Annotated in this window: 20 protein-coding genes and 6 tRNA genes; 13 read left to right on the plus strand and 13 right to left on the minus strand. The window is 43.4% G+C overall.

Annotated elements, in window-relative coordinates:
* Nucleotides 1–248: 248 nt before the first annotated feature.
* From EKG39_RS07135 to EKG39_RS07175, 10 genes are all read left to right on the plus strand, one after another.
* Nucleotides 249–324: transfer RNA gene (locus EKG39_RS07135), tRNA-Gly, on the plus strand.
* A 160-nt stretch (nucleotides 325–484) separates the two neighbouring features.
* Nucleotides 485–558, plus strand: a tRNA-Cys gene (locus EKG39_RS07140).
* 83 nt (nucleotides 559–641) lie between these two features.
* Nucleotides 642–727 (plus strand) — tRNA-Leu (locus EKG39_RS07145).
* Nucleotides 728–1,579: 852 nt separating this feature from the next.
* Nucleotides 1,580–1,984 (plus strand): hypothetical protein, encoded by a 405-nt coding sequence (locus EKG39_RS07150; RefSeq protein WP_126505048.1) that lies wholly within the window; start codon nucleotides 1,580–1,582, stop codon nucleotides 1,982–1,984.
* Complete coding sequence (locus tag EKG39_RS23325) at nucleotides 1,977–2,150, plus strand: hypothetical protein (RefSeq protein WP_185817537.1); 174 nt, start codon at nucleotides 1,977–1,979, stop codon at nucleotides 2,148–2,150. The genes EKG39_RS07150 and EKG39_RS23325 overlap by 8 nt, the downstream gene beginning before the upstream one ends.
* A 6-nt stretch (nucleotides 2,151–2,156) precedes the next feature.
* Nucleotides 2,157–2,669, plus strand: a complete 513-nt coding sequence (locus EKG39_RS07155; protein WP_126505049.1) for a hypothetical protein — start codon at nucleotides 2,157–2,159, stop codon at nucleotides 2,667–2,669.
* A gap of 247 nt (nucleotides 2,670–2,916) precedes the next feature.
* Nucleotides 2,917–2,992 (plus strand) — tRNA-Gly (locus tag EKG39_RS07160).
* 163 nt (nucleotides 2,993–3,155) lie between these two features.
* Nucleotides 3,156–3,229, plus strand: a tRNA-Cys gene (locus EKG39_RS07165).
* 83 nt (nucleotides 3,230–3,312) lie between these two features.
* Nucleotides 3,313–3,398 (plus strand) — tRNA-Leu (locus EKG39_RS07170).
* 484 nt (nucleotides 3,399–3,882) lie between these two features.
* Nucleotides 3,883–5,079, plus strand: a complete 1,197-nt coding sequence (locus EKG39_RS07175) for an amino acid aminotransferase (RefSeq protein ID WP_126505050.1) — start codon at nucleotides 3,883–3,885, stop codon at nucleotides 5,077–5,079.
* Nucleotides 5,080–5,181: 102 nt separating this feature from the next.
* Here EKG39_RS07175 and yvcK read toward each other — a convergent pair whose 3' ends face one another.
* Nucleotides 5,182–6,084 (minus strand): uridine diphosphate-N-acetylglucosamine-binding protein YvcK, encoded by a 903-nt coding sequence (gene yvcK / locus EKG39_RS07180; protein ID WP_126505051.1) that lies wholly within the window; start codon nucleotides 6,082–6,084, stop codon nucleotides 5,182–5,184.
* A 138-nt stretch (nucleotides 6,085–6,222) separates the two neighbouring features.
* Between yvcK and EKG39_RS07185 the strand changes: the two genes are divergently transcribed.
* Nucleotides 6,223–7,050, plus strand: a complete 828-nt coding sequence (locus tag EKG39_RS07185) for a glucosaminidase domain-containing protein (protein ID WP_126505343.1) — start codon at nucleotides 6,223–6,225, stop codon at nucleotides 7,048–7,050.
* On the plus strand, nucleotides 7,028–7,654 hold the full coding sequence (locus EKG39_RS07190) for a DUF2987 domain-containing protein (RefSeq protein ID WP_126505052.1): 627 nt from the start codon (nucleotides 7,028–7,030) through the stop codon (nucleotides 7,652–7,654). Before EKG39_RS07185 ends, EKG39_RS07190 begins: the two co-directional genes overlap by 23 nt.
* Nucleotides 7,655–7,754: 100 nt before the next feature.
* Here EKG39_RS07190 and ttcA read toward each other — a convergent pair whose 3' ends face one another.
* The 11 genes from ttcA to ccoN form a co-directional block, all read right to left on the minus strand.
* Nucleotides 7,755–8,705 carry a tRNA 2-thiocytidine(32) synthetase TtcA gene (gene ttcA / locus EKG39_RS07195; protein WP_126505053.1) on the minus strand — a complete coding sequence of 317 codons (951 nt, stop codon included), beginning with the start codon at nucleotides 8,703–8,705 and terminating at the stop codon, nucleotides 7,755–7,757.
* A 78-nt stretch (nucleotides 8,706–8,783) separates the two neighbouring features.
* Nucleotides 8,784–9,716, minus strand: coding sequence for a universal stress protein UspE (gene uspE / locus EKG39_RS07200; RefSeq protein WP_126505054.1), 933 nt, complete (start codon nucleotides 9,714–9,716; stop codon nucleotides 8,784–8,786).
* Between the two features lie 363 nt (nucleotides 9,717–10,079).
* Nucleotides 10,080–10,829 (minus strand): electron transport transcriptional regulator EtrA, encoded by a 750-nt coding sequence (etrA, locus tag EKG39_RS07205; protein WP_126505055.1) that lies wholly within the window; start codon nucleotides 10,827–10,829, stop codon nucleotides 10,080–10,082.
* A gap of 55 nt (nucleotides 10,830–10,884) precedes the next feature.
* Entirely contained in the window at nucleotides 10,885–11,577 is a 693-nt protein-coding gene (locus EKG39_RS07210) for a sulfite exporter TauE/SafE family protein (protein WP_126505056.1), read from the minus strand.
* Nucleotides 11,574–11,759, minus strand: coding sequence for a cbb3-type cytochrome oxidase assembly protein CcoS (gene ccoS / locus EKG39_RS07215; protein ID WP_126505057.1), 186 nt, complete (start codon nucleotides 11,757–11,759; stop codon nucleotides 11,574–11,576). The genes EKG39_RS07210 and ccoS overlap by 4 nt, the downstream gene beginning before the upstream one ends.
* Nucleotides 11,756–14,134 carry a heavy metal translocating P-type ATPase gene (locus EKG39_RS07220; protein WP_126505058.1) on the minus strand — a complete coding sequence of 793 codons (2,379 nt, stop codon included), beginning with the start codon at nucleotides 14,132–14,134 and terminating at the stop codon, nucleotides 11,756–11,758. The genes ccoS and EKG39_RS07220 overlap by 4 nt, the downstream gene beginning before the upstream one ends.
* Before the next feature lie 156 nt (nucleotides 14,135–14,290).
* Nucleotides 14,291–14,770, minus strand: a complete 480-nt coding sequence (locus EKG39_RS07225; RefSeq protein WP_126505059.1) for a FixH family protein — start codon at nucleotides 14,768–14,770, stop codon at nucleotides 14,291–14,293.
* 110 nt (nucleotides 14,771–14,880) lie between these two features.
* Entirely contained in the window at nucleotides 14,881–15,849 is a 969-nt protein-coding gene (gene ccoP, locus EKG39_RS07230) for a cytochrome-c oxidase, cbb3-type subunit III (protein ID WP_126505060.1), read from the minus strand.
* A complete protein-coding gene (locus EKG39_RS07235; protein ID WP_126505061.1) occupies nucleotides 15,849–16,016 on the minus strand; it encodes a cbb3-type cytochrome oxidase subunit 3 in 168 nt (55 codons plus the stop codon). Before EKG39_RS07235 ends, ccoP begins: the two co-directional genes overlap by 1 nt.
* Before the next feature lie 15 nt (nucleotides 16,017–16,031).
* On the minus strand, nucleotides 16,032–16,658 hold the full coding sequence (gene ccoO, locus EKG39_RS07240; protein WP_126505062.1) for a cytochrome-c oxidase, cbb3-type subunit II: 627 nt from the start codon (nucleotides 16,656–16,658) through the stop codon (nucleotides 16,032–16,034).
* A 12-nt stretch (nucleotides 16,659–16,670) separates the two neighbouring features.
* Nucleotides 16,671–18,098: a cytochrome-c oxidase, cbb3-type subunit I gene (gene ccoN / locus EKG39_RS07245; RefSeq protein WP_126505063.1), complete on the minus strand. Its 1,428-nt coding sequence runs from the start codon at nucleotides 18,096–18,098 to the stop codon at nucleotides 16,671–16,673.
* A 262-nt stretch (nucleotides 18,099–18,360) separates the two neighbouring features.
* Between ccoN and EKG39_RS07250 the strand changes: the two genes are divergently transcribed.
* Nucleotides 18,361–18,834 carry a hypothetical protein gene (locus EKG39_RS07250; protein WP_246028435.1) on the plus strand — a complete coding sequence of 158 codons (474 nt, stop codon included), beginning with the start codon at nucleotides 18,361–18,363 and terminating at the stop codon, nucleotides 18,832–18,834.
* Between the two features lie 75 nt (nucleotides 18,835–18,909).
* On the opposite strand, the gene EKG39_RS07255 is transcribed toward EKG39_RS07250, so the two are convergent.
* Entirely contained in the window at nucleotides 18,910–20,490 is a 1,581-nt protein-coding gene (locus EKG39_RS07255; protein ID WP_126505064.1) for a DUF3369 domain-containing protein, read from the minus strand.
* Nucleotides 20,491–20,793 lie beyond the last annotated feature (303 nt).

The following is a 20,793-nucleotide window of genomic DNA, read 5'->3' on the forward strand; positions in this document are numbered from 1 at the left end:
TGTTTTATGCCTACTTTTTAGTTTTACTTTTTGACCAAGGGAAGTCGATGAGAGATGATCTATGATCTTCGACTGAGTCAAAAAATACTCAACACTTCACAGTAAGGCTAATTTTACAACACTCAGATCAAAAACAGCTTTTTATCCGCTTTTGATTATTGACTCTACCCACCAAATCGGTAGAATGCCATTCCGCAGTCAGGGGAAAGCAGCAATGCAAATTTACTGACAGAAAGATAATTTGAAATGCGACATTAGCTCAGTTGGTAGAGCGATACCTTGCCAAGGTATAGGTCATCGGTTCGAACCCGATATGTCGCTCCAAATTTTCTGATAGAAAAAGCGACATTAGCTCAGTTGACTCTTTGTTTAAATCAACTGCGCGATACCTAGTTATAGGATGTCGATAATTTGTTTCGAACCCACTCTTTATTGGTGAGAGTTCGCTCCAATTCTCTTATTGAGAATTACGAAAATAAAATATGGCGCGATGGCAGAATGGCTATGCTGCGGATTGCAAATCCGTCGATCTCGGTTCGACTCCGGGTCGCGCCTCCATATTCGATTATGATGAGTTTGCTTTGAATAAGAGCAAGCAGTATTAACTACCGATAATACGCATCATCAGAATCAACGAGTTTGCCCGAGTGGTGGAATCGGTAGACACAAGGGATTTAAAATCCCTCGCTGAATAAGCGTGCCGGTTCAAGTCCGGCCTCGGGTACCATCATTCTCATAGAGAGTGAGCAATAGGCCTCAACTAAAGTTGGGGCTTTTTTGTATCTGCTGAACGATGAAGGTGGCGATATGGATTTAAAATCCCTCGCGCTGTTGAAATACACGTGCCTATGCAAGTCCGGCCTCGGGTACCATCATTCAAGCCCTGACTTATTGTCAGGGCTTTTTTGTATGCGCAGAATGATGAAGGTGGCGATATGGATTTAAAATCCCTCGCGCTGTTGAAATACACATGCCTATCCAAATCCAGCTTCGAGTACCATCATTCTCATAGAGATAAACAGTAGCCCTGACTCATGTCAGGGATTTTTGTATGTTCAAAATAAATGAAATTTCTATCGCGGTTTATTAACCATGTCCCAGTTCTCAAGTGGGGTTTGAATTAAGGTATTAATAGAATTTGAATCGATATACGTGCGATTAGCTAATAAAATCGGTTTAATACTTACCACACCTTGTGTAGTCATAGTACCCGAACAGTAGATGTCGCTTGCCTAGTTAGTACTTAAGGATTCATTTTGGACTTGATTGATAAAAAAAATATACTCAATAATGTCAAGTACCTTCTCAAAGATATCGAAGGCGAACTGCACTTTCGCTCCCCCCATTCTTCTAAAATTAAGAAAATCAGAGATATGGTGGAGTGGCTAGAGTGTGGCAATCCTGTAGGATGCTTTAAGCAATTTTACGGTAAGGAGAAGGAAAAACGAACCTCAGTGCCATGTACCTTTTTATGAGCCTTTAATTTACCCATTAAAGAGTAATGCCCTTGTGCTAGTTCTTGATAATTACAAGCCACTTTTTTCTTTTTACTAAATACATATTTTTTGTGAGATAACTGATGAACAAGTGGTTTCTTATCATTTTTGCTATGCTGTTTACCGGTCTGACTACACCAGTGGCTTCTTCGGAGAAACAAATTTTACGCCATATTGAAGCCCTGAGTCGCGATCACTACTATGTTCACATTGATGATCCTCAAATACCTTTCCAGGCTCGGAGTATCGTCGGCGGCGAACACGAAAATGAGTACCGTATTCTTGGATTTCAAGGCGATAAATATATCATTTATATAGAGTCAATAGAGGGCGAGGCTGGTTATTCACTGCGAGGAGCCGGCTACGAACGCCAAAGAGGGGAACTTGGTGACATTGTGACAGTGACGGATCTTCACACTTGGGTTAGCATTGGAGTATCCGCGCACCCTTATGCAGAATATGTTTTGACGGTAAAGAAAAATGAGTAGTGAATTATCAGAAGAAAAGACAATTCAAGATGAGATAGAGGCCTTGCTCGATTTATTGCCAACTCTCAATACTGAACTACGCTTTGCTGGCTGTGACGACAACGCACTGATATTAAATCGTATTAAGCAGGCATGTAGTGAACTTAAACGAATACAAGAGGTATAAGAAAACATGTCAGACATCTTTGCGTGCGATATCATCAACCCCGTATCGGTATTGAAGCAATATCAGTTTATTGAGCCGGTCTATCATTCGGATGGAATGGGACATGTTCAAGAACAAATATTAGTAAGTGACCAGCCATGTTCGCTAGAGGGGCTACTAGAAAGAATAGAAGAACAAGGTGACTGGGACAGCTGTTTGGTGATGTTTGAAGATCAGCCAAAGATTTGGTTACTGAGTTTTAGCGATAAACTGGAAAATATTGCTGACTACCATACTAAGTGCAACATGAAGATTTTGAGCCTACTGACGGAAAGAAGTGACATTATTGCATTGTTGCAAGATGCAGATAGATGGTTCTGGGATGACTCAAATAGAAAAATGATAACTCCGCTGTTAAAAGAAATAGAAGAACTCCTAGACCATCAATATTCTGATGATTTAGAAAAAGAAATTGATGTCTCAATACTCACCAGGATTAAAATCAATTTAGAAAAATTATATAAGCCCTATATCGGTTGATGTTGTCTACGTTTAATACACTCGAAGCATAAACCTTAGTGTTATGTAAAATTAGAGTGATGCTTCATTATCTGTTCAATATACAAACGTTGTGCAGGGAAATTAAACGGCCGCGAGCGGATTTCAACCAGTTGATTAAAAGAGACAAAACTTCCTGTTGACTCATCAGAGAAATCCGTTAAAGTAGCCACACTTTCTTAGAGCAGCAATATTTATCAGGCTTTAAGTGAGTTTAAAAGTTTGATGTGCGACATTAGCTCAGTTGGTAGAGCGATACCTTGCCAAGGTATAGGTCATCGGTTCGAACCCGATATGTCGCTCCAAATTTTTGATAAAAGATGCGGCATTAGCTCAGTTTTTCGATAGAGCAATACCATTTTTTGCCAAGGTATAGCTTCTTGTTAAAACAAGAGCCGGTTCGAACCCACTCTTTATTGGTGAGAGTTCGCTCCAATTCTCTTGTTGAGAATTACAAAAATAAAATATGGCGCGATGGCAGAATGGCTATGCTGCGGATTGCAAATCCGTCGATCTCGGTTCGACTCCGGGTCGCGCCTCCATATTCGATTATGATGAGTTTGCTTTCAATGAGAGCAAGCAGTATTAACTACCGATAATACGAATCATCAGAATCAACGAGTTTGCCCGAGTGGTGGAATCGGTAGACACAAGGGATTTAAAATCCCTCGCTGAATAAGCGTGCCGGTTCAAGTCCGGCCTCGGGTACCATCATTCTTGAATAGAATGAGCATTCAAGCCTCAACGAAAGTTGGGGCTTTTTTTGTATCTGCTGAACGATGAAGGTGAGGGTATGGATTCCCCTCCATCGTGCCGTTGAAATACACGGCCGGTTCACTCTACTACGAGATGGGCGTCGGGTACCATCATTCTCTTGGATATGAACAACAGGCCCTGGCGCTGTTGCTATAATTCTCTTTGTTATTAAGGGTGAATGCCTATCTAAGCGTTGGCAGAGTTAGCATCAAGGTCATATCAAATCAGAGAACGAACTCATTTTTATGGGATTTTCACATTCATCATTATTACCGGACATTTATTGAAGAATTATCAAATAAAATTGGTTTATTTATCGGTTAACCCAGTTTATAACTATTTTTTATCGTATTACAAAAACTCACTATCGAATGTTAACTGACAATGGTATAAATAGACCCGAAACCTACCTACATTCAAATATTTTAGGAACGCCATCATGATATTTACCCAGGTTGAACTTGCTCCTGCAGATCCAATTTTAGGCTTAACAGATGCATTTAAGGCCGATACCAGAACAGAAAAAGTGAACCTTGGGGTAGGCATTTATAAAGACGAGTCAGGATCAACGCCTATTCTGAAATCAGTAAAACTGGCAGAACAGAAATTACTGGCAACGGAAAACAGTAAAAGCTATCTGGGTATTGAAGGCGTTCAGGCTTATAACCGTGTCGTTCAAGAGCTACTGTTTGGTGCCGATCATAGTGTCGTAAAAAATAAGCGCGCTCTAACGGCTCAGGCACCCGGTGGAACCGGTTCTTTAAGGGTCGCTGCAGAGTTTCTCGTACGCAATACCGAATCTAAAACCATTTGGGTGAGTAACCCAACTTGGGCAAATCATCAAAATATCTTCAAATCAGCTTCTCTGGGCATTGAGCAATACCGTTACTACAATGCCCAGACACATGATAAAGACTTCGATGCCATGCTTGCCGACTTGTCACAAGCTAAAGCCGGAGATCTTGTCCTGCTGCATGGCTGTTGTCATAACCCAACGGGTATCGACTTAAACGAGAGTGAATGGCAGGCCATTGCCGATTTGTGTCTAAAGCAAGCTCTGGTGCCTCTATTTGATTTCGCCTATCAAGGTTTTGGTGTCGGCGTTAATGAAGATGCACAAGGCTTAAGAATAGTGGCAGATACTGTGCCTGAGCTTTTGATTGCCAATTCATTTTCGAAAAACTTTGGTCTTTATAATGAGCGTATTGGTGCTGTGACCTTAGTGGCCGACTCCGAAACTACTGTGGCTAAGGCATTCAGCCAGGTAAAGAGTACCATCCGAGGTAATTACTCAAATCCGCCAGCTCATGGCGCCTTGATAGTCAGCACAATTCTTGCCGATGAAGGATTAAGTTCATTGTGGGAGTCTGAGCTGAAAGAGATGCGTGAGCGAATTGCAAAAATGCGTACACTATTTGTCGAAACACTTAAAGCTGAAGGTGTTACCCAAGACTTCAGCTTCATCTCAAGACAAAATGGCATGTTCAGCTTCTCGGGCTTAACCAAAGAGCAGGTAGCGGAGCTAAAAGAGCTACATGCAGTGTATATCGTAGGTTCAGGACGGATCAGTGTTGCCGGTATGACTCGAACCAATATGCCGGTGATCTGTAAAGCCATCGCTAAGGTACTTAGCTAGAGCGATTTTAGCAGTGCGAAACAAGTCTTAGATAATAGAAAGGACAGCATTGGCTGTCCTTTTTGTTATTTAACGAAAGAGCTGATTAAGTTATTTGATTAACTATTTTCTGGCAGTATCGGTCAGCATACTTGAAATAGCATCGATCAAAGCTGTTCTGTCATGTAGACCTGGATGATGCCTGCTGACGAGCGGGCGGTAAGATATCTTCCCATCTTGATAACTTCGCTCAGAGTGACAAAGCACCTTATCAATAACCTTCACTCCCAGCACCTGATGACACCAATCTATTCGCTGTTCTAATGAGAAGTCAGCGGAGGGAGAGGGCTCACGAGTTAAATTATCTATCAGAATCACTTCTGCATTTGAATTAGAAAGCGCCGATGCAAATTTAGGCAACAACAAGGGCGGCATAATACTGGTCAAGAAGCTTCCTGGGCCAAGTATGACCAGATCGGCCTTAGAAACCGCTTCACATGCCTCACATGTCGCAGTAACCATAGGCTCCAATGATAAGGCCATAGGATGTTCATCCATTTTATCGACATTGGTCTCACCAAAAATCTTGTTTCCGCATGCCTCTATAGCGACCAGATGTGTCGGCTCTTCTGACATAGGGATCACACGAGTTTCAATTTTGAGTAATTGCCGAATAAGGTTTACTGCTTCTAGAGGTCTGACACAGAGCTGGTCCAGGGCTAGGAGTATAAGGTTTCCCAAATTATGACCAGCCAAGTCACTTTCACCATCGAAACGATATTCAAATAACAAGGTACCGATAGAAGGGTGGTTGGCGAGTTGAGACAGGCAATTTCTCAGGTCTCCCCAGGCGATACAGTCTTGTTCTTGTCTCAGACGCCCCGTAGAACCGCCGTTGTCTGTAGTAGCAACGACACCGGTAAGTTTAGGCCCAAGAAATGACAGTGAAGACAGGACTCGTCCTAAGCCGTGTCCTCCACCTATAGCGACAACACTTTCGTATTGATTTAACACATTATTTTGCATCCGGGTTTTTCCTTCCTGAATACCCTAGAGATATTTGATATAAAACGAATTGGATTATAACGCAAAACACTGTTTTGATGTGTAGTTTAGTTCAATATGGCATATAATCCGTTTCAGTTTTCTACTACAGAGATAAAAATGAAGACAGGAAGAGTTGGAAAATTAACCGTGGCTGTTAGCCTAGTCTTTATTTCGGTCATTGTATTAAAGGTGGTTTTCGTAGACATCGATGACGATAAAGAACAGCAAGTCGGCTCATTAGTCGAAAATAAACAAGCGCTTAGTCTCATCCCTGACTTTTCTGCTATCTCTAATATTGCCGAAAAAAAGCAAGCTTTTTTCGATTACTTAAGACCTTCGATTCGACTTCAAAATGGCATCATCAAAGATGAGCGTAATTTTTTACAACGGTCTAAACAACATCTTGAAGATGGCTTGTTACTCACAGATGCAGAGCTATATCGCATCGAAAAGATAGCAAATAAATATCAATATTCGTCCAGAAGTATAAACACAAGCACGCTGGACAAATTGTTAGTCAGAACCGACACCATTCCGGAGTCAATGGTTCTGATCCAGGCCGCCAACGAAACGGGCTGGGGGAGTTCTCGCTTCGCCAAAGAGGGTCTTAACTTCTTTGGACAGTGGTGTTTTAGAAAGGGATGTGGACTGGTTCCTCAGTCAAGAACAGCGGGGATGTCACATGAAGTTGCGGTATTTGATTCAGTTGAAGCTTCAGTCGCCTCTTACATGAGAAACCTGAACTCCAATGCCGCATATTCATTATTGCGCTCCATAAGAGCCGATCTGAGGGCTCAGAATAAGCAACCTCAGGCAAGTGAATTAGTTTGGGGCTTGGTAAACTATTCAGAACGTCAGGAAGCTTATATCGATGAGCTCCTGGAAATGTTACGTCAAAATAAACAGTACTTGGTGGAGAATCATGAAGAAAGGCCTTCTGTTTAGTTGTTTAATACTCGCTTGTTCAACAGTTCAATCCGCACCTATCTCTCTGGAGTATCAGGGTTTTTACCAAAGACTAAAGCAAGTTAATAAGGGGCACTATCCTTTAGTTGAGGTCGCATTTTCGGTACCTATGGCAGGACCCTGTATCGTAAAGAGTGGAACCTTGACTACAGAAAAAGAGTCTTTTCCTCTCACTATTACCAAAAGGCAAAGGATATTCCTGCCCTATGACGACAAGCTAAAGTCAGATCGTGCCCTGATAAATCTCGATATCGATGGTGACAGCAGTAAATGCACTATCGCAATGCAGGTCAGGGCGAAACAGACAAAAGTGGAATATTTACAAGCTGAAGTTGTGCAGATACAAACCGAGATGGACGAGCTGCTCAACGATATGCAAGGGTTTCCCATGCGTTATTTTAGCTCAAACATTGCCGGATTAAACTTTGAGTTTGAGCCAGGTAGTAAGATACGTGTAACGATTGATGGTGTAGAGCAGATAGTCACAGGTCTACTGAGATTACCCCGTGAAAAAATTGCTACGCTAAGCAACATAGAGTTTGAAACTAAACCTTTAGTTATCAGCCCCTGGACCAATGGTTAAAGCCTATATCAGTTGAATTAAACAAAAGCCCGGCATTAGCCGGGCTTTTTTATATTTGAACTATTATATCTGAACTTTTAAAACTTCTTCGAAGGCGGACCTAAGGAGTATAAGTACTCACGATGTCGATTTTATTTTCGCTGTGACTCTTGGCTGCAGCATCGAGATCGATATGACCGTTGTTAGCGACATCGACAAAATCGAATGCCGGCAGGTCTGATTCGGCCACATCACCTTTAAGCGGCGCATCGGCATCTCTTTGCAGAGAGACAAAGTCAAATTGCTCGCGGTCGACGCCCTGTGAAGGAGAGGTATTCTGCATCGCAGTGAAGATAGATTCTATTCGGCCGGGATGATGCTCGTCCCAGAGGTTAAGCATATCTTTAACTTCTGCACGCTTAAGGTTTTCCTGTGAACCACAAAGGTTACAGGGAATGATGGGGAAAGACTTAAGCTCAGCGTATTCGGCAATATCTTTCTCACGAGAATAAGCCAACGGACGGATAACCACGTTCGCACCATCATCGGATAACAATTTCGGCGGCATAGCCTTCTGCTTACCGGCAAAAAACATATTCAAGAACAGAGTCTCAATGATGTCGTCTCTGTGATGGCCTAAAGCGATTTTAGTCGCACCAATTTTTTGTGCGAAACCGTATAAGGTACCGCGACGTAATCGAGAGCATAGCGAGCAGGTTTTTTGTCCTTCAGGGATCTTCTCTCTGACGACTGAGTAGGTGTCTTTTTCGAGAATATGGTAGGGCACATTGAGTGTGTCCAGATATGCCGGCAACACCTCTTCGGGAAACCCGGGTTGTTTCTGATCCAGATTGACGGCCACAATCTCAAACTTAATTGGCGCACGCTGTTGAAGGTTGAGCAGGATATCAAGCATCGCATAGCTATCTTTTCCGCCGGAAAGGCAGCACATGACCCGATCACCTTCCTCAATCATATTGTAATCGCCAATCGCTTTACCTACTTCACTACGCAACTTACGCTGAAGTTTGTTCATTCGAGAGGTTTGTAGTTTGGAAAGATCTTCAGACATAAAAAACGCGCCTAGTACACTTGAATTCTGGGCGCGTAGTATATATTAAAACTTAATATGAAAAAAGAACCGAAAAGGTTAACTCTCTTCAAGCGGTGAATGGTAGCCATCGGGTTTAATGGCCAGCAGATCACAGTTAATACTATCGATGACATGTTCAGCAGTATTGCCTATGAGTGCGGCAGAGAAGCCGGTACGACCAACGGTACCTAAGATCACCAGTTCAGCGTCCAGGTGCATGGCCAAGTCCGGGATCACATCCTCAGGTAACCCTTCTTTAACATGACAAAAATCAGTAGAGATCCCAAAGGTATTTGCCAGAGAACCAACTCGCTGCTCATGCTGCATACGAATAGTCTCGCTATAGGTATGCGCATCGAAGTCCGGAAGCTCAATGGCCAGATTAACCGGTGTTCCCGGATAACCATTAACCAAGTGCACCTGGGCATCAAACTTTTGAGCTAAGCCTTGTGCATGTTCTATGATCTTGCCATTTAACGACTGGTGGTCATCATCTTCGGAGCCAACATTAACGGCACAGAGAATTTTTCCTGCGACAGGCCAGTCATGCTCTTTAACCAATAAGACTGGAACGGGAGCTTTACGCATAAGATGCCAATCTGTTGGAGTAAAGATAACAGACTTGAGTTTGTCATGTTCATGGGTACCCTTGACGATGAGATCATACTCGCCAGCGATGGCATGCTGGATAATGCTCTCGAAGGGACGGTTATGCCAAATGACCTCAGTTTCAATCACTGAGTCAGTTTTAGAATAGGCTTCGACTAAATCTTCTATCCATGCTTTGCGCTGGGCAATGACACCTTGTCTCATCGCTTCACGTTCATGACCCGAGAGTATTGAAGTCATCTCATAGGAGAAATCAAAAATTGATAGAAATACGGTTATAGCGGCCTGATTTTTTGACGCGAGTTCAACGGCTCGAGCAAGTGCGGGTTGCTTATCGCTGGTCGGATCCACGACAACTAAGAGCTTTTTATAGTCCTTCATAATCATTCCTCTTTCTCATACGTTAACTTAATAATGAGCTACAGAGGGCAAAATACATTGTTTCAGATCAATATTGCCCGATTTTCCTCAACAGGTTGGAACTGAATCTCATAGATAAGTATCTTGATTAAAAGTTTAAATAAGCTATGTGAGTCATGTATTTAACTATACATTAATTTACGTGAAGTAGAACAAAATAGAGTGAATTTGGAGCAAAAAGTTACTGTTTTTGATTGGGCTTTGCAAGAAGGGGGTCGAACATCTATTTGAAGGAGAGGAAAATATCAATTAGATTTACAAAAGCTAGAAAACTTATAGAGACATAGCTAATTTTTATGAAAAATAGCCATGTCTCTTTATGCTTTACCTTGCAATAGCAGTGTTACCGGCGAGGCTATTGAGTGCTTCAAAATCAACGATAGTAATATACTTACCCTTAACTTCTATCAGGTCGGCTTTTTGGAAGCGTCCAAGCAGGCGACTTATCGTTTCTACCGTCAGTCCTAAATAGTTACCTATATCACCGCGAGTCATGGTTAACCTGAACTCTTTCGGAGAAAAACCACGATTACCGAAGCGGGTAGCCAGGTTACTGATAAATGCAGCAAGTCTCTCTTCAGCATTCTTCTTACTGAGGAGTAGAATCATCTCCTGGTCACTTTGGATCTCATTGCTCATTAAGCGCATGATCTGTTGTCTTAGCTTGGGCATAGTGCCACTGAGATCATCGAGAGTAGTATAAGGAATCTCACAAACCATCGATGTTTCAAGGGCTTGTGCAAAACTTTGATGTTCCTGAGAGTGGATACCATCAAAACCAATCACATCACCTGCTAAGTGGAAACCAGTGATCTGCTCATCACCTTGTTCTGTAATCGTAAAGCTTTTAATGGTGCCGGAGCGAATGGCATAAAGAGATTTTAAAGGGTCACCAGACTTGAATATCTGCTCACCTTTTTGGATAGGCTTTTTTCTTTCGATGATCTCATCGAGACGATCGAGTTCATTAGTATTGAGTGTAAAAGGAATACACAAGGTTCCCATACTGCAATCATGACAATGAATGGCGCATCCGGGAACGGTCGAACGACGACTTTTATTGTTGTCTGTCATAGTGTCTCTCAAATTTCTCTATTACGCGTATGGTAAACTAATTTAATAAGCTGAGCTAGTTCAGCTGAGCAATTGCAATGTACAAAGTTTGTAAACCAAATATGACCAAGATCGAGCCGCTGACCAATCTCACCATTCTATTTTGAACCCAGCGACCGAAAACATTGGCCGCAACACCCGCACTAAGCAGGGCTGGGAGGGTACCAAGTCCGAAAGAAGCCATTATCATGGCCCCCTGAGCCGCTGAGTTAGCCGCAACGGCCCACGTTAATGTACTGTAAACTAAACCACAGGGAAGCCATCCCCATAACATACCGCCGATGAATGCCTGAGGTATCGTTTTAACGGGTACCATTTTGCTCGCAATGGGAGATAAAAACCGCCATATAAATTTACCAGCGCGCTCAACCTGAACGACACCAGACCAAATCTGTGCAATGTATAGACCTGTAGCAACCATCATAACGCCTGCTATAAGTCTCAAAGTGATGAGATACAGGTCCATATCAAACAGCATGCCTAGCGCACTTGCAGAGCCTCCTACAAGTGCACCCGCTAAGGCATAACTCAATATTCGGCCTAAATTGTAGGTAAACAGAAATCGCAGTTGTAGTGCCAGCTGGTTTTGCTTAGTGGAGCGGGGAAGTTGGGACGAAAAAGCACCGATTAAACCACCACACATTCCAATGCAGTGGCCAGCGCCCATCAGCCCAACCAAGAAGGCGCCGGTTATGCTGTATTCAATCAAGAGCGCGTAGACTCGTTTTCGTCAGTTTTGGGTGCCGGTTTCTCATCTTCGTCAAATAGAATGGAAACGCTCTGCCTGTCAAGATCATCAAACTGTTCAGACTTTACGGCCCAAAAAAAGATCCCTATTGCGATAAGAACAAATAACATGGCTATCGGGATCAAAACATAGATGATACTCATAAACGAACCCTTAATAATCTAAGACTATTACCGACTACAATAAGAGAACTTGCAGACATACCTAAGGCGGCAATATAAGGTGCAACATGGCCTGAAACGGCCAAGGGGATTATAAACAGGTTATAACCGAGAGCCCAGTACAAATTCTGCTTAATGATCCTGTCGGTTAACCTTGCGACGGTTACTGCATCGTTGAAGCGTGAAAGGTGATCGCCAAGCAAGATAAGATCGGCACTATTTTTAGTTATTGCAGAGCCACTGCCCATAGCAACAGAGAGGTTGGCTCCCGCAAGAACCGGGGCATCATTGATACCATCGCCAAACATGGCAATAGACGCGTTCTTCTGAAGCTTTTGAATAAGACTCAGCTTATCCTGAGGCTTTAATCCTTTATGGACATCACTAATTCCAATTCTGCCTGCAACCTCGTCAACATGAATCGAAGAGTCACCACTTGCCACTGACACTCTACAGCCTTGCTTTGTAAGCGTCTGAACCGTCTGTTGGGCATCTGTTCTTATGGCGTCCACTAAGGTGAATCTCGCGAGAAGCTCATCGCCTTGGGCCAGATACACAGCTTGTGATTGATCGCCAGCGACTTCAATAAACTCGGCGCTGCCTATACGATAATCTGTATTATTAATCTGACCACTCAGGCCCAGACCAACAAAACTTTGTATCCCACGGACTGCAAGTTGTTGATTATTATATTGCTCGAAGGCCTTAGCGATCGGGTGTAGAGAGCTTGCTTCGAGTGCTGCAGCAACTTCGAGTACCTGTGTCTTATCGAGTTGACCATAAAGCTCTATATCTGAGATCGTCAACGTGCCACAGGTGAGGGTACCCGTTTTATCGAAAACAACATGATCTATTTTCGTGAGTTTTTCGAATACACCAGGCTTACGGGCAATAACACCGATTCGGGTAAAGATCCCCGTTGCGCAGGTCACGGCAGTAGGCGTAGCGAGGGCCAACGCACAAGGGCAGGTCGCGACTAAGACGGCTAAGGTGACCCAAAATGCATCTTCAGGCCAATAAATTTTCCAAACGATGTAGGTGAGCAAAGCGATAGACAGAATTGCCCAGGTAAAATAATTTGAGATGGTATCGACGTAAAGTGCGACTTTAGGTTTATTATTTGAAGCCGACTCCTGAAGCCGAATGATCTCCGCCACGAGTTGATCTTGACCAACTGCTGTGATTTTCAGTTTAACCGGCTGCTCAACATTAATGGTGCCTGCATAAACTTCACTGGCGTCAGATTTCTGTACCGGAGTCTGTTCACCTGTGAGCATGGCCTCATTGAAGCTGGAACAGCCTTCTATAATAGTGCCATCCGCGGCGACTACTTCTCCCGGTTTAACCAGGATTATGTCTCCAACTTTCAACCCTTTAGCGGGAACTTCTTCACAAGTTTCATTCACTATCAGATGAGCCGTAAGCGGCACCAGTTTATGCAAATTACTGGAACTTACAGAGGCTTTTTGGCGAGCATTTTGCTCAAAGTATCGACCGAGTAACAAGAAGAAGGTAAACATACTGACCGATTCGAAATAGACCTCTCCGGTAGCGTTAACCGTTGCAATACAGCTGGCAATATAAGCCCCTAAGATGGCAATGGAGACCGATACATCCATATTGAGACGCCCGCTGAACATGGAGCGAATGGCACTAAAATAAAAAGGTTGAGCAGAATAGAACACCACCGGGGCGGCAAATATCATACTCACCCATCGAAAGTAGTCACGGTACTGAACTTCGAGTTCTGTAAAATAGCCGGCATAGAGGGCGAGGGCGAACATCATCACCTGCATGGTGGCAAACCCGGCTAAACCCAGCCTTAATAGAAACTTTCGACTGTTCTGCTTGCTCTGGATCTCCTGCTCATCAACCTGATAAGGGGCTGCCTGATAACCGATAAGGCTAATTTGACTGAGTATTTCACTGAGCTTTATCTGTTCTGGCAACCAAGTGACTAAGGCTCGTTCCGTCGTCGTATTTACCTGGATACTGGAGATCCCCGCAACGTGTCTGAGTTTGTGCTCAATAAGCCAGGCACACGCAGCGCATGTGATGCCATCGATAGAGAGCGATACCCTGGATATATCACTTTCACTGTGAACAAAGTCCTGCTGGACTTCGGGTAGATCGAATGCTGAATATGCGGTTAATTCATCGGGTACAAGCGCCGTTTGTTTACTGCCGGGCTCGGTTCTGTACTTATAATAGTTACTCAGTCCAGCATCTAAAATTGCAGCTGAAACGGCCTGGCAGCCAGGGCAGCACATCAAACGATCACTATTATTAATGTGGGTCGTGAATTGAGAGCCTGTTAATACGGGTTCACCGCAATGAAAACATTCAGGGTACTTCATAGGTATGTCGTTTAACCTGTTTTGAACCACTTTCGTCAAAAAGAAAGTCAAAACAGGTCATACAAAGCAGAAACGGGGAACGATGTTTCTCAGATGATAGGTTTAGCCTGTTTTGAACTATCTTTACCGCTTTATGAATTAACTTAATTAATTGACTTAGTTCAACCAGTATTGAGAGTCATCTTTGATCTCAAGTCGTTTTTGAATTCGCCAGCTGCGGTCATATCCTTCCAGTCTGACTTCCCAAGCGCCCGCAATAGGGGTCGCCAGTTCGATCCGGTAGGCTTTATCGCCGTCAGCCGTAACAATTTGTCCGAAATCACGCTTCTCTATGGTGGGGTGGAAAAACTCTACGCTCAGTGCTGCAAGGTAAGACTCACCACCATGCTGAGTGATAGTGACTTCATTGTCGTCGACGAGTAATTCAAATTGCATTCCAAGCTGTTTAGCCTGTTTGATTTTCTTAAGATCCATATTAATGGCTTTGCCATCTTTATAGTAGTCTTCAGAAACCAGTGAATCTTTATTGTCTATCGCAAGAAAGAGTAGGTTGATACTAGCCACAACCGCACAAAGGGGCAAAATAATTAAAAACCAAGGCCAGAACTGCTTATACCAGGCTTGTTGCTTGTTCATTTGTCATACCTATTATAATAATTGCGATTATTTTACCGCTAAAAATGTGATTTAGCACCTTAAAAAAAAGGCCTCGATAAGATCGAGGCCTCCATGTTGCTTAGATGTAACTACTTGTTTGACAAGCTATAAACATAAGCTGTGATAACGTGAACTTTCTCTTCACCCAACACATCTTTCCAAGCAGGCATCACACCACTTCGACCATTTTTGATTGTCTGTTCGATAGAACCACGGCTACCGCCGTACAACCAGATATTGTTAGTCAGGTTAGGGGCACCCATTAGCTTGTTACCTGAGCCGTCCATACCATGACAGGCGAAACAGCCCTTCATGAATGAGCCTTGACCTTGAGCGGCCAGGGCTGCATCGTGATCTCGACCGGCAAGCTTAGTAATGTACTCAGCCAGACCTTTGACTTCACTGTCTTCGATTGGCAGTCCACCTTTTGGCGGCATCATGCCATGACGACCGTTCATGATGCTTGTTTTAATCTCGGCAAGTTCGCCACCCCATAACCAATCACCATCGGCGAGGTTAGGGAAGCCTTTACTACCGCGAGCATCACTACCATGACACTGTGAACAGTTTTGTAAGAACAGACGACCACCCACTTTAAGGGCCTCTTCGTTCTTAACCAACTCATCGAGAGGCGTTTCAGCATATGCCTTGAAGATAGGGCCAAATTTTTCATCGGCACGCTTAACTTCCTGATCATACTGAACCCAACGACCCTCTTTAGTCGCGAGTTCAACCGCTGCTTTAGAATCGGCTGCGATGCCATTCTCGGTTCCGATGCTTTGGTTAGCACTTGACCAGCCTAAGAAACCTTTGAAGTTTCCAAGACCAGGATAAAGCGCTAAGTAAATAACACCAAAAACGATTGTGACGTAGAACAGGTAACTCCACCACTTTGGTAATGGGTTGTTAAGTTCTTCGATGCCGTCAAAGCTATGGCCCATAGACTCGCCTTCTTCAACACCAGTGTTGTTTTTAGAGACAATTCTTAATAGGACAAAACATCCAACGATTACCACGATAGTGAGTACGGTAATCCATATACTCCAGAAGCTACTCATCACTTATGTTCTCCTGAACCCTTGCTTAGTTCATCATCTGAAAAAACAAGGTTAGCCGCTTCGTCAAATTGATCTTTACGACGAGAGCTGTAAGCCCATGCAAATATACCGACAAAGGTTAACATCACGACAATGGTTATAATGCCTTGTATTGTTCCGTAATCCATATAGTTGCCTCCTAGTTATTTCAGTGCATGTCCAAGGGACTGCAGATAGGCGATAAGTGCTTGCATCTCAGTTTTACCTTCGACCGCTTTTTGTGCACCCGCAATCTCTTCATCGGTATAAAGGTCTTGGCCCTTATTTCCACCTTTATGAAGGTTACGTAGGATTTCCATCTTCTGACCAGTTAACTTGCCGTCAAGCTTGTTCTCTGCCAACCAAGGGAAACCAGGCATATTTGACTGAGGTACCACTGCGCGTGGGTCAATCAAATGGACTTCATGCCATTTATCACTATATCTACCGCCTACACGGGCCAAATCAGGACCGGTACGCTTAGAACCCCACTGGAATGGGTGATCCCATACAGACTCACCAGCTACAGAGTAGTGACCGTAACGTTCGGTCTCTGCACGTAGTGGACGGATCATCTGGCTGTGACAGTTATAACAGCCTTCACGGACATAGATGTCACGACCTTCAGTCTGGAGAGCAGTGTAAGGAATCAATCCATCGACAGGCTCAGTAGTGTCTTTTTGAAACAACAGGGGAGTAATCTGCACTAAACCACCAATACTAATGGCGATAACAGTGAGAATACCCATTAAACCGATGTTTTTCTCGACTAACTCATGATTAAATTTCATCGTTTCTACCCCTTATGCTTCTGCTAATGCAGGCAAAGATTCTTTAGGCGCTTTTACTGTCTTAAACACGTTATATGCCATTAGAAGCATACCGGTTACGAAGAAACAGCCACCAAGGAATCGAACAAAGTAGAATGGGTATGAAGCTTCAATACTTTCAACGAAGCTATAAGTCAGAGTACCGTCAGAGTTAACTGCACGCCACATCAGACCTTGCATCACACCAGAGATCCACATAGATACGATATACAGAACAGTACCGATAGTCGCTAACCAGAAATGAACATTAACCAGGTTAGAGCTATACATACGACCGTGTCCGTAAAGCACTGGGATTAGGTGATAAAGCGAACCAATAGAAACCATTGCAACCCAACCTAAAGCACCAGAGTGAACGTGACCAACGGTCCAGTCAGTATAGTGGGATAGGGCGTTTACGGTCTTGATTGCCATCATTGGACCTTCGAAGGTAGACATACCATAGAAAGACAATGAAACAACAAGGAAACGTAATACAGGATCGGTTCTTAGTTTATGCCAAGCACCTGACAGGGTCATGATACCGTTAATCATACCACCCCAAGAAGGAGCGAATAAGATAAGTGACATCACCATACCCAACGACTGAGTCCAATCGGGTAACGCCGTATAGTGTAGGTGGTGAGGACCAGCCCAGATATACAGAGCAATCAATGCCCAGAAGTGAACGATAGACAGACGGTATGAGTAAACCGGACGACCCGCTTGTTTAGGAACAAAGTAATACATCATACCTAAGAAGCCAGCTGTAAGCAGGAAGCCTACGGCATTGTGACCGTACCACCACTGAACCATTGCATCGACCGCACCGGCATATAGAGAGTAAGACTTCCATAAGCTGACAGGTACAGCCATAGAGTTAACTATGTGCAATACAGCGACTGTGATAATAAAGGCACCGAAGAACCAGTTCGCCACATAAATATGGGAGGTCGTTCGCTTAATAATAGTACCGAAGAAAACTATCGCATACGTGACCCACACTATGGTGATCGCGATGTCGATAGGCCATTCTAGCTCAGCATATTCTTTACCACTGGTGATACCCAGAGGCAGAGTCAGTACTGCCGAAAGAATGATGGCTTGCCAACCCCAGAATGTAAATGCAGCCAATTTGGGTGCAAAAAGTCGGGTTTGACATGTGCGTTGAACGATATAGTAGGATGTTGCGAAAAGAGCTGAAGTACCAAACGCGAAAATCACGGCATTAGTATGCAGAGGTCTAAGACGACTGTATGTAAGCCATGGAGTATCGAAGTTTAGTTGTGGCCAGATCAACTGAGCCGCGATCAATACACCCACTGACATACCAATAATTCCCCACAAAACTGTTGTGAGGGCAAACTGGCGGACAACGGTGTAATTGTAATCAGCGCCTTGAGGCTGGGAATGGTTCATCATATTGCTTCCACTGCTTATTACTTATACTTATTGTTTGAGTAAAAATGAGTATTTACCCGTTAAAAAGACACGAAACCGCGTTCCCTACGGAACATTGGGGGAGGTGTCAACGTGTAGCCCTGTAATATTTGTCATATTAACAAGGTAAAGCAATGATACTTGAGCTATGTCAAAAAAGATAGGAATTGTGGAGGGGTAAAAGTTGATCTAGATCAACCTACTCAATAGAATGTAAAGACTTTTCATCTAAAGGTTAAAAATTGTGCTACGTGTAAAATTTACTAAGTACTTTTCGCTTTATCTTCTTCTAATATTGGCATTATTTTGCTCATCTTGCTCTCAGGATGCACCCGAAGATGTATCAAAAACAATCAAAGATACCTCGCTTTGTGACTTTAGAGTGGGTAAATGTACGCAATCTGTTGCGGGTGTGAGATTTGACCTATTAGTCAGCCCCTACAATACGCCCAGTGAAAAGCCTCTAACCCTAGAGCTCATAAGCTCTGAAGCCGTAAATGACCTTGTAATGCGAGTTGAGGGAAGAGATATGTTTATGGGGGTTATTCCGGTTAATTTAACTAAAGTTGATGAAAATCTATATAATGGTCAGCTGATATATGGTTCATGCAGCAGCAACTATATGGTATGGAGAGCCTTTGTTACTTTTACGAAGAAAGGTATGCAGCATGCCGTCATGTTTGACTTTCTAGCCGATAATGAAGAGAGCGTTGATTAGCTGTTTTTCATCGAAGCTGTATATTTACAGGAAACTTAATAGGTGTTGAAATTCCAATAATGCCTATTAAGCCTCCTAGCTCTGTAGATTTTCGTCACTAAGCTCATCTTTAACTTTGGTAAACACTTCAATATTATCGATAAAGTGTCTTAACAATTCCGGGTCGAAATGTGAACCAGAACCTTCCTCCATCGCCTTTAGCACTTCATCTAAGGGCCATTCAGGTTTATAGCACCTTGCATGGGATAGGGCGTCAAACACATCGGCAATGGCAACGATTCGGGCGAAGACATGGATCTCATTAGCTCTCAAACCCGATGGATAGCCTGAACCATCGAACTTTTCATGGTGTTGCAATGCGATGATACTTGCCGCCTTCAAAATTGGTCGCTCAGAGTTAGCCAGGATCTGATGCCCAACAGCAGGATGCTGCTTCATCACATTCCACTCCTCTTCGTTCAACTTACCCGGTTTTAATAACACTGCATCAGGCGTCGCAATCTTACCTATGTCATGCATAGGGGAGGCGTGCTTTATCAGATCGGCCTCATGCTCTTCCATACCCGAAATAAGCGCCAGCTTATAACAGTACTCGGCCATACGCTTAACATGGTTTGCCGCCTCTTTAGAGCGACTCTCGACTACATCGCCCAAACGTAAGATAAGTTCAGATTGAGTGTCTTCGAGCTCTTTATTTAACAGTAAGTTTTCAAATGCGACGCCGACATTGATAGCGAAGATGTCTATCAACTTCTTATCCAGATCATCAATTTTACTGATCCCGTCCATGTAGAGCAGATTAATCCAGCCACTCTTAGCGGGAAAATACCCAATAAAACAATCCTCTTCGTACAAGCAACGCTTCTGTTTAAGGGCTGACTGTAATAGCTTTCTGATGTGATCGGGTACCGGCTTTTCATGATGGCTGGAGAATTGTCCGGTACCGGCGAGAATATGTAGCTCATCGGTATTAACCTGTTCGCTCATGGCATCGATGGCATTGCAGGTCAGTAGCAAGGTTTCGCTGTCGAGGTTTAACAGGTTGGCGACCTGAGTCAGCAGACCATCGGCAAAATTAAACAGGGTACGGAGTTCAAACAAACCCGATGTGGCCTGAACGACTCTTTCCAACCCTTTTCTGTGCTTAATTTGGTTTTCCCTGGCCTCCTCAATCACCATGATATCCCGGTAGGAGCGAAGCGCGGAGTAGACACTGGTAACTAACTTTCTTGAGTCGAGTTCAGCCTTTGCCTTATAGTCATTGATGTCATAATTGACGATAACATCTTCTTCGGGGGCCTGACCGGGCTGACCCGTTCTGAGTATCAGTCTGATTGAGCTATTTTTTAGTTCCTCTCTGATCCATTTAACCAACTCAAGCCCAGCGTGATCGCTTTCCATTACCACATCGACAAAGGCCATTGCTACATTGGTCTCTTTACTGAGGATCTGCTTTGCTTCTTCGCCGCTATAGGCATTAATGAATTCAAGTGAACGCTTATCTAGTTTAAATCTGGATAGGGCTAATTTGGTTACAGTATGGACATCGGGCTCATCATCGACAATAAGGATCTTCCACGCAGGACCAGAGCTTTCCTCCGGCGCCTTTTTTTTACCTGAAAAGAGGGGGCTTTTCTTTGCTATATCAATCAGCATTAGACAACCTCAAAAATTAAAAGAATGTATCCCTATCCATTGAGTGTAGAACAATGTTCAGGATGCTGGAAAATAGTCAGACAAAAAATAGCTAAGCACCTTTACCTATTAATTATCGTATAGTTTTACATATACCGCTATTGATAATCATTCTCATTTAAGGGTATCATTTAATCATTGCTGCTTTAAATTGGGTCCAACAATGAAAAACTCGAACGTCAATATGTCTATCTCTTCAAAGAAGTTAACTGAGCTTATCCAGTCGGGCGCCTTATGTGCTGCGGACTTTCGTTGTCTCGATAT

Source organism: Shewanella atlantica, assembly GCF_003966265.1.
In the GTDB taxonomy this organism is placed as follows: Bacteria; Pseudomonadota; Gammaproteobacteria; order Enterobacterales; family Shewanellaceae; genus Shewanella; species Shewanella atlantica.

Excerpts from the sequence above, each read along its gene's own strand:
- EKG39_RS07150 (WP_126505048.1), top strand. The coding sequence starts at position 1,580 with ATGAACAAGTGGTTTCTTATCATTTTTGCTATGCTGTTTACCGGTCTG.
- EKG39_RS23325 (WP_185817537.1), top strand. The coding sequence starts at position 1,977 with ATGAGTAGTGAATTATCAGAAGAAAAGACAATTCAAGATGAGATAGAG.
- EKG39_RS07155 (WP_126505049.1), top strand. The coding sequence starts at position 2,157 with ATGTCAGACATCTTTGCGTGCGATATCATCAACCCCGTATCGGTATTG.
- EKG39_RS07175 (WP_126505050.1), top strand. The coding sequence starts at position 3,883 with ATGATATTTACCCAGGTTGAACTTGCTCCTGCAGATCCAATTTTAGGC.
- yvcK (WP_126505051.1), bottom strand. The coding sequence starts at position 6,084 with ATGCAAAATAATGTGTTAAATCAATACGAAAGTGTTGTCGCTATAGGT.
- EKG39_RS07185 (WP_126505343.1), top strand. The coding sequence starts at position 6,223 with ATGAAGACAGGAAGAGTTGGAAAATTAACCGTGGCTGTTAGCCTAGTC.
- EKG39_RS07190 (WP_126505052.1), top strand. The coding sequence starts at position 7,028 with ATGAAGAAAGGCCTTCTGTTTAGTTGTTTAATACTCGCTTGTTCAACA.
- ttcA (WP_126505053.1), bottom strand. The coding sequence starts at position 8,705 with ATGTCTGAAGATCTTTCCAAACTACAAACCTCTCGAATGAACAAACTT.
- uspE (WP_126505054.1), bottom strand. The coding sequence starts at position 9,716 with ATGAAGGACTATAAAAAGCTCTTAGTTGTCGTGGATCCGACCAGCGAT.
- etrA (WP_126505055.1), bottom strand. The coding sequence starts at position 10,829 with ATGACAGACAACAATAAAAGTCGTCGTTCGACCGTTCCCGGATGCGCC.
- ccoS (WP_126505057.1), bottom strand. The coding sequence starts at position 11,759 with ATGAGTATCATCTATGTTTTGATCCCGATAGCCATGTTATTTGTTCTT.
- EKG39_RS07220 (WP_126505058.1), bottom strand. The coding sequence starts at position 14,134 with ATGAAGTACCCTGAATGTTTTCATTGCGGTGAACCCGTATTAACAGGC.
- EKG39_RS07225 (WP_126505059.1), bottom strand. The coding sequence starts at position 14,770 with ATGAACAAGCAACAAGCCTGGTATAAGCAGTTCTGGCCTTGGTTTTTA.
- ccoP (WP_126505060.1), bottom strand. The coding sequence starts at position 15,849 with ATGAGTAGCTTCTGGAGTATATGGATTACCGTACTCACTATCGTGGTA.
- EKG39_RS07235 (WP_126505061.1), bottom strand. The coding sequence starts at position 16,016 with ATGGATTACGGAACAATACAAGGCATTATAACCATTGTCGTGATGTTA.
- ccoO (WP_126505062.1), bottom strand. The coding sequence starts at position 16,658 with ATGAAATTTAATCATGAGTTAGTCGAGAAAAACATCGGTTTAATGGGT.
- ccoN (WP_126505063.1), bottom strand. The coding sequence starts at position 18,098 with ATGATGAACCATTCCCAGCCTCAAGGCGCTGATTACAATTACACCGTT.
- EKG39_RS07255 (WP_126505064.1), bottom strand. The coding sequence starts at position 20,490 with ATGCTGATTGATATAGCAAAGAAAAGCCCCCTCTTTTCAGGTAAAAAA.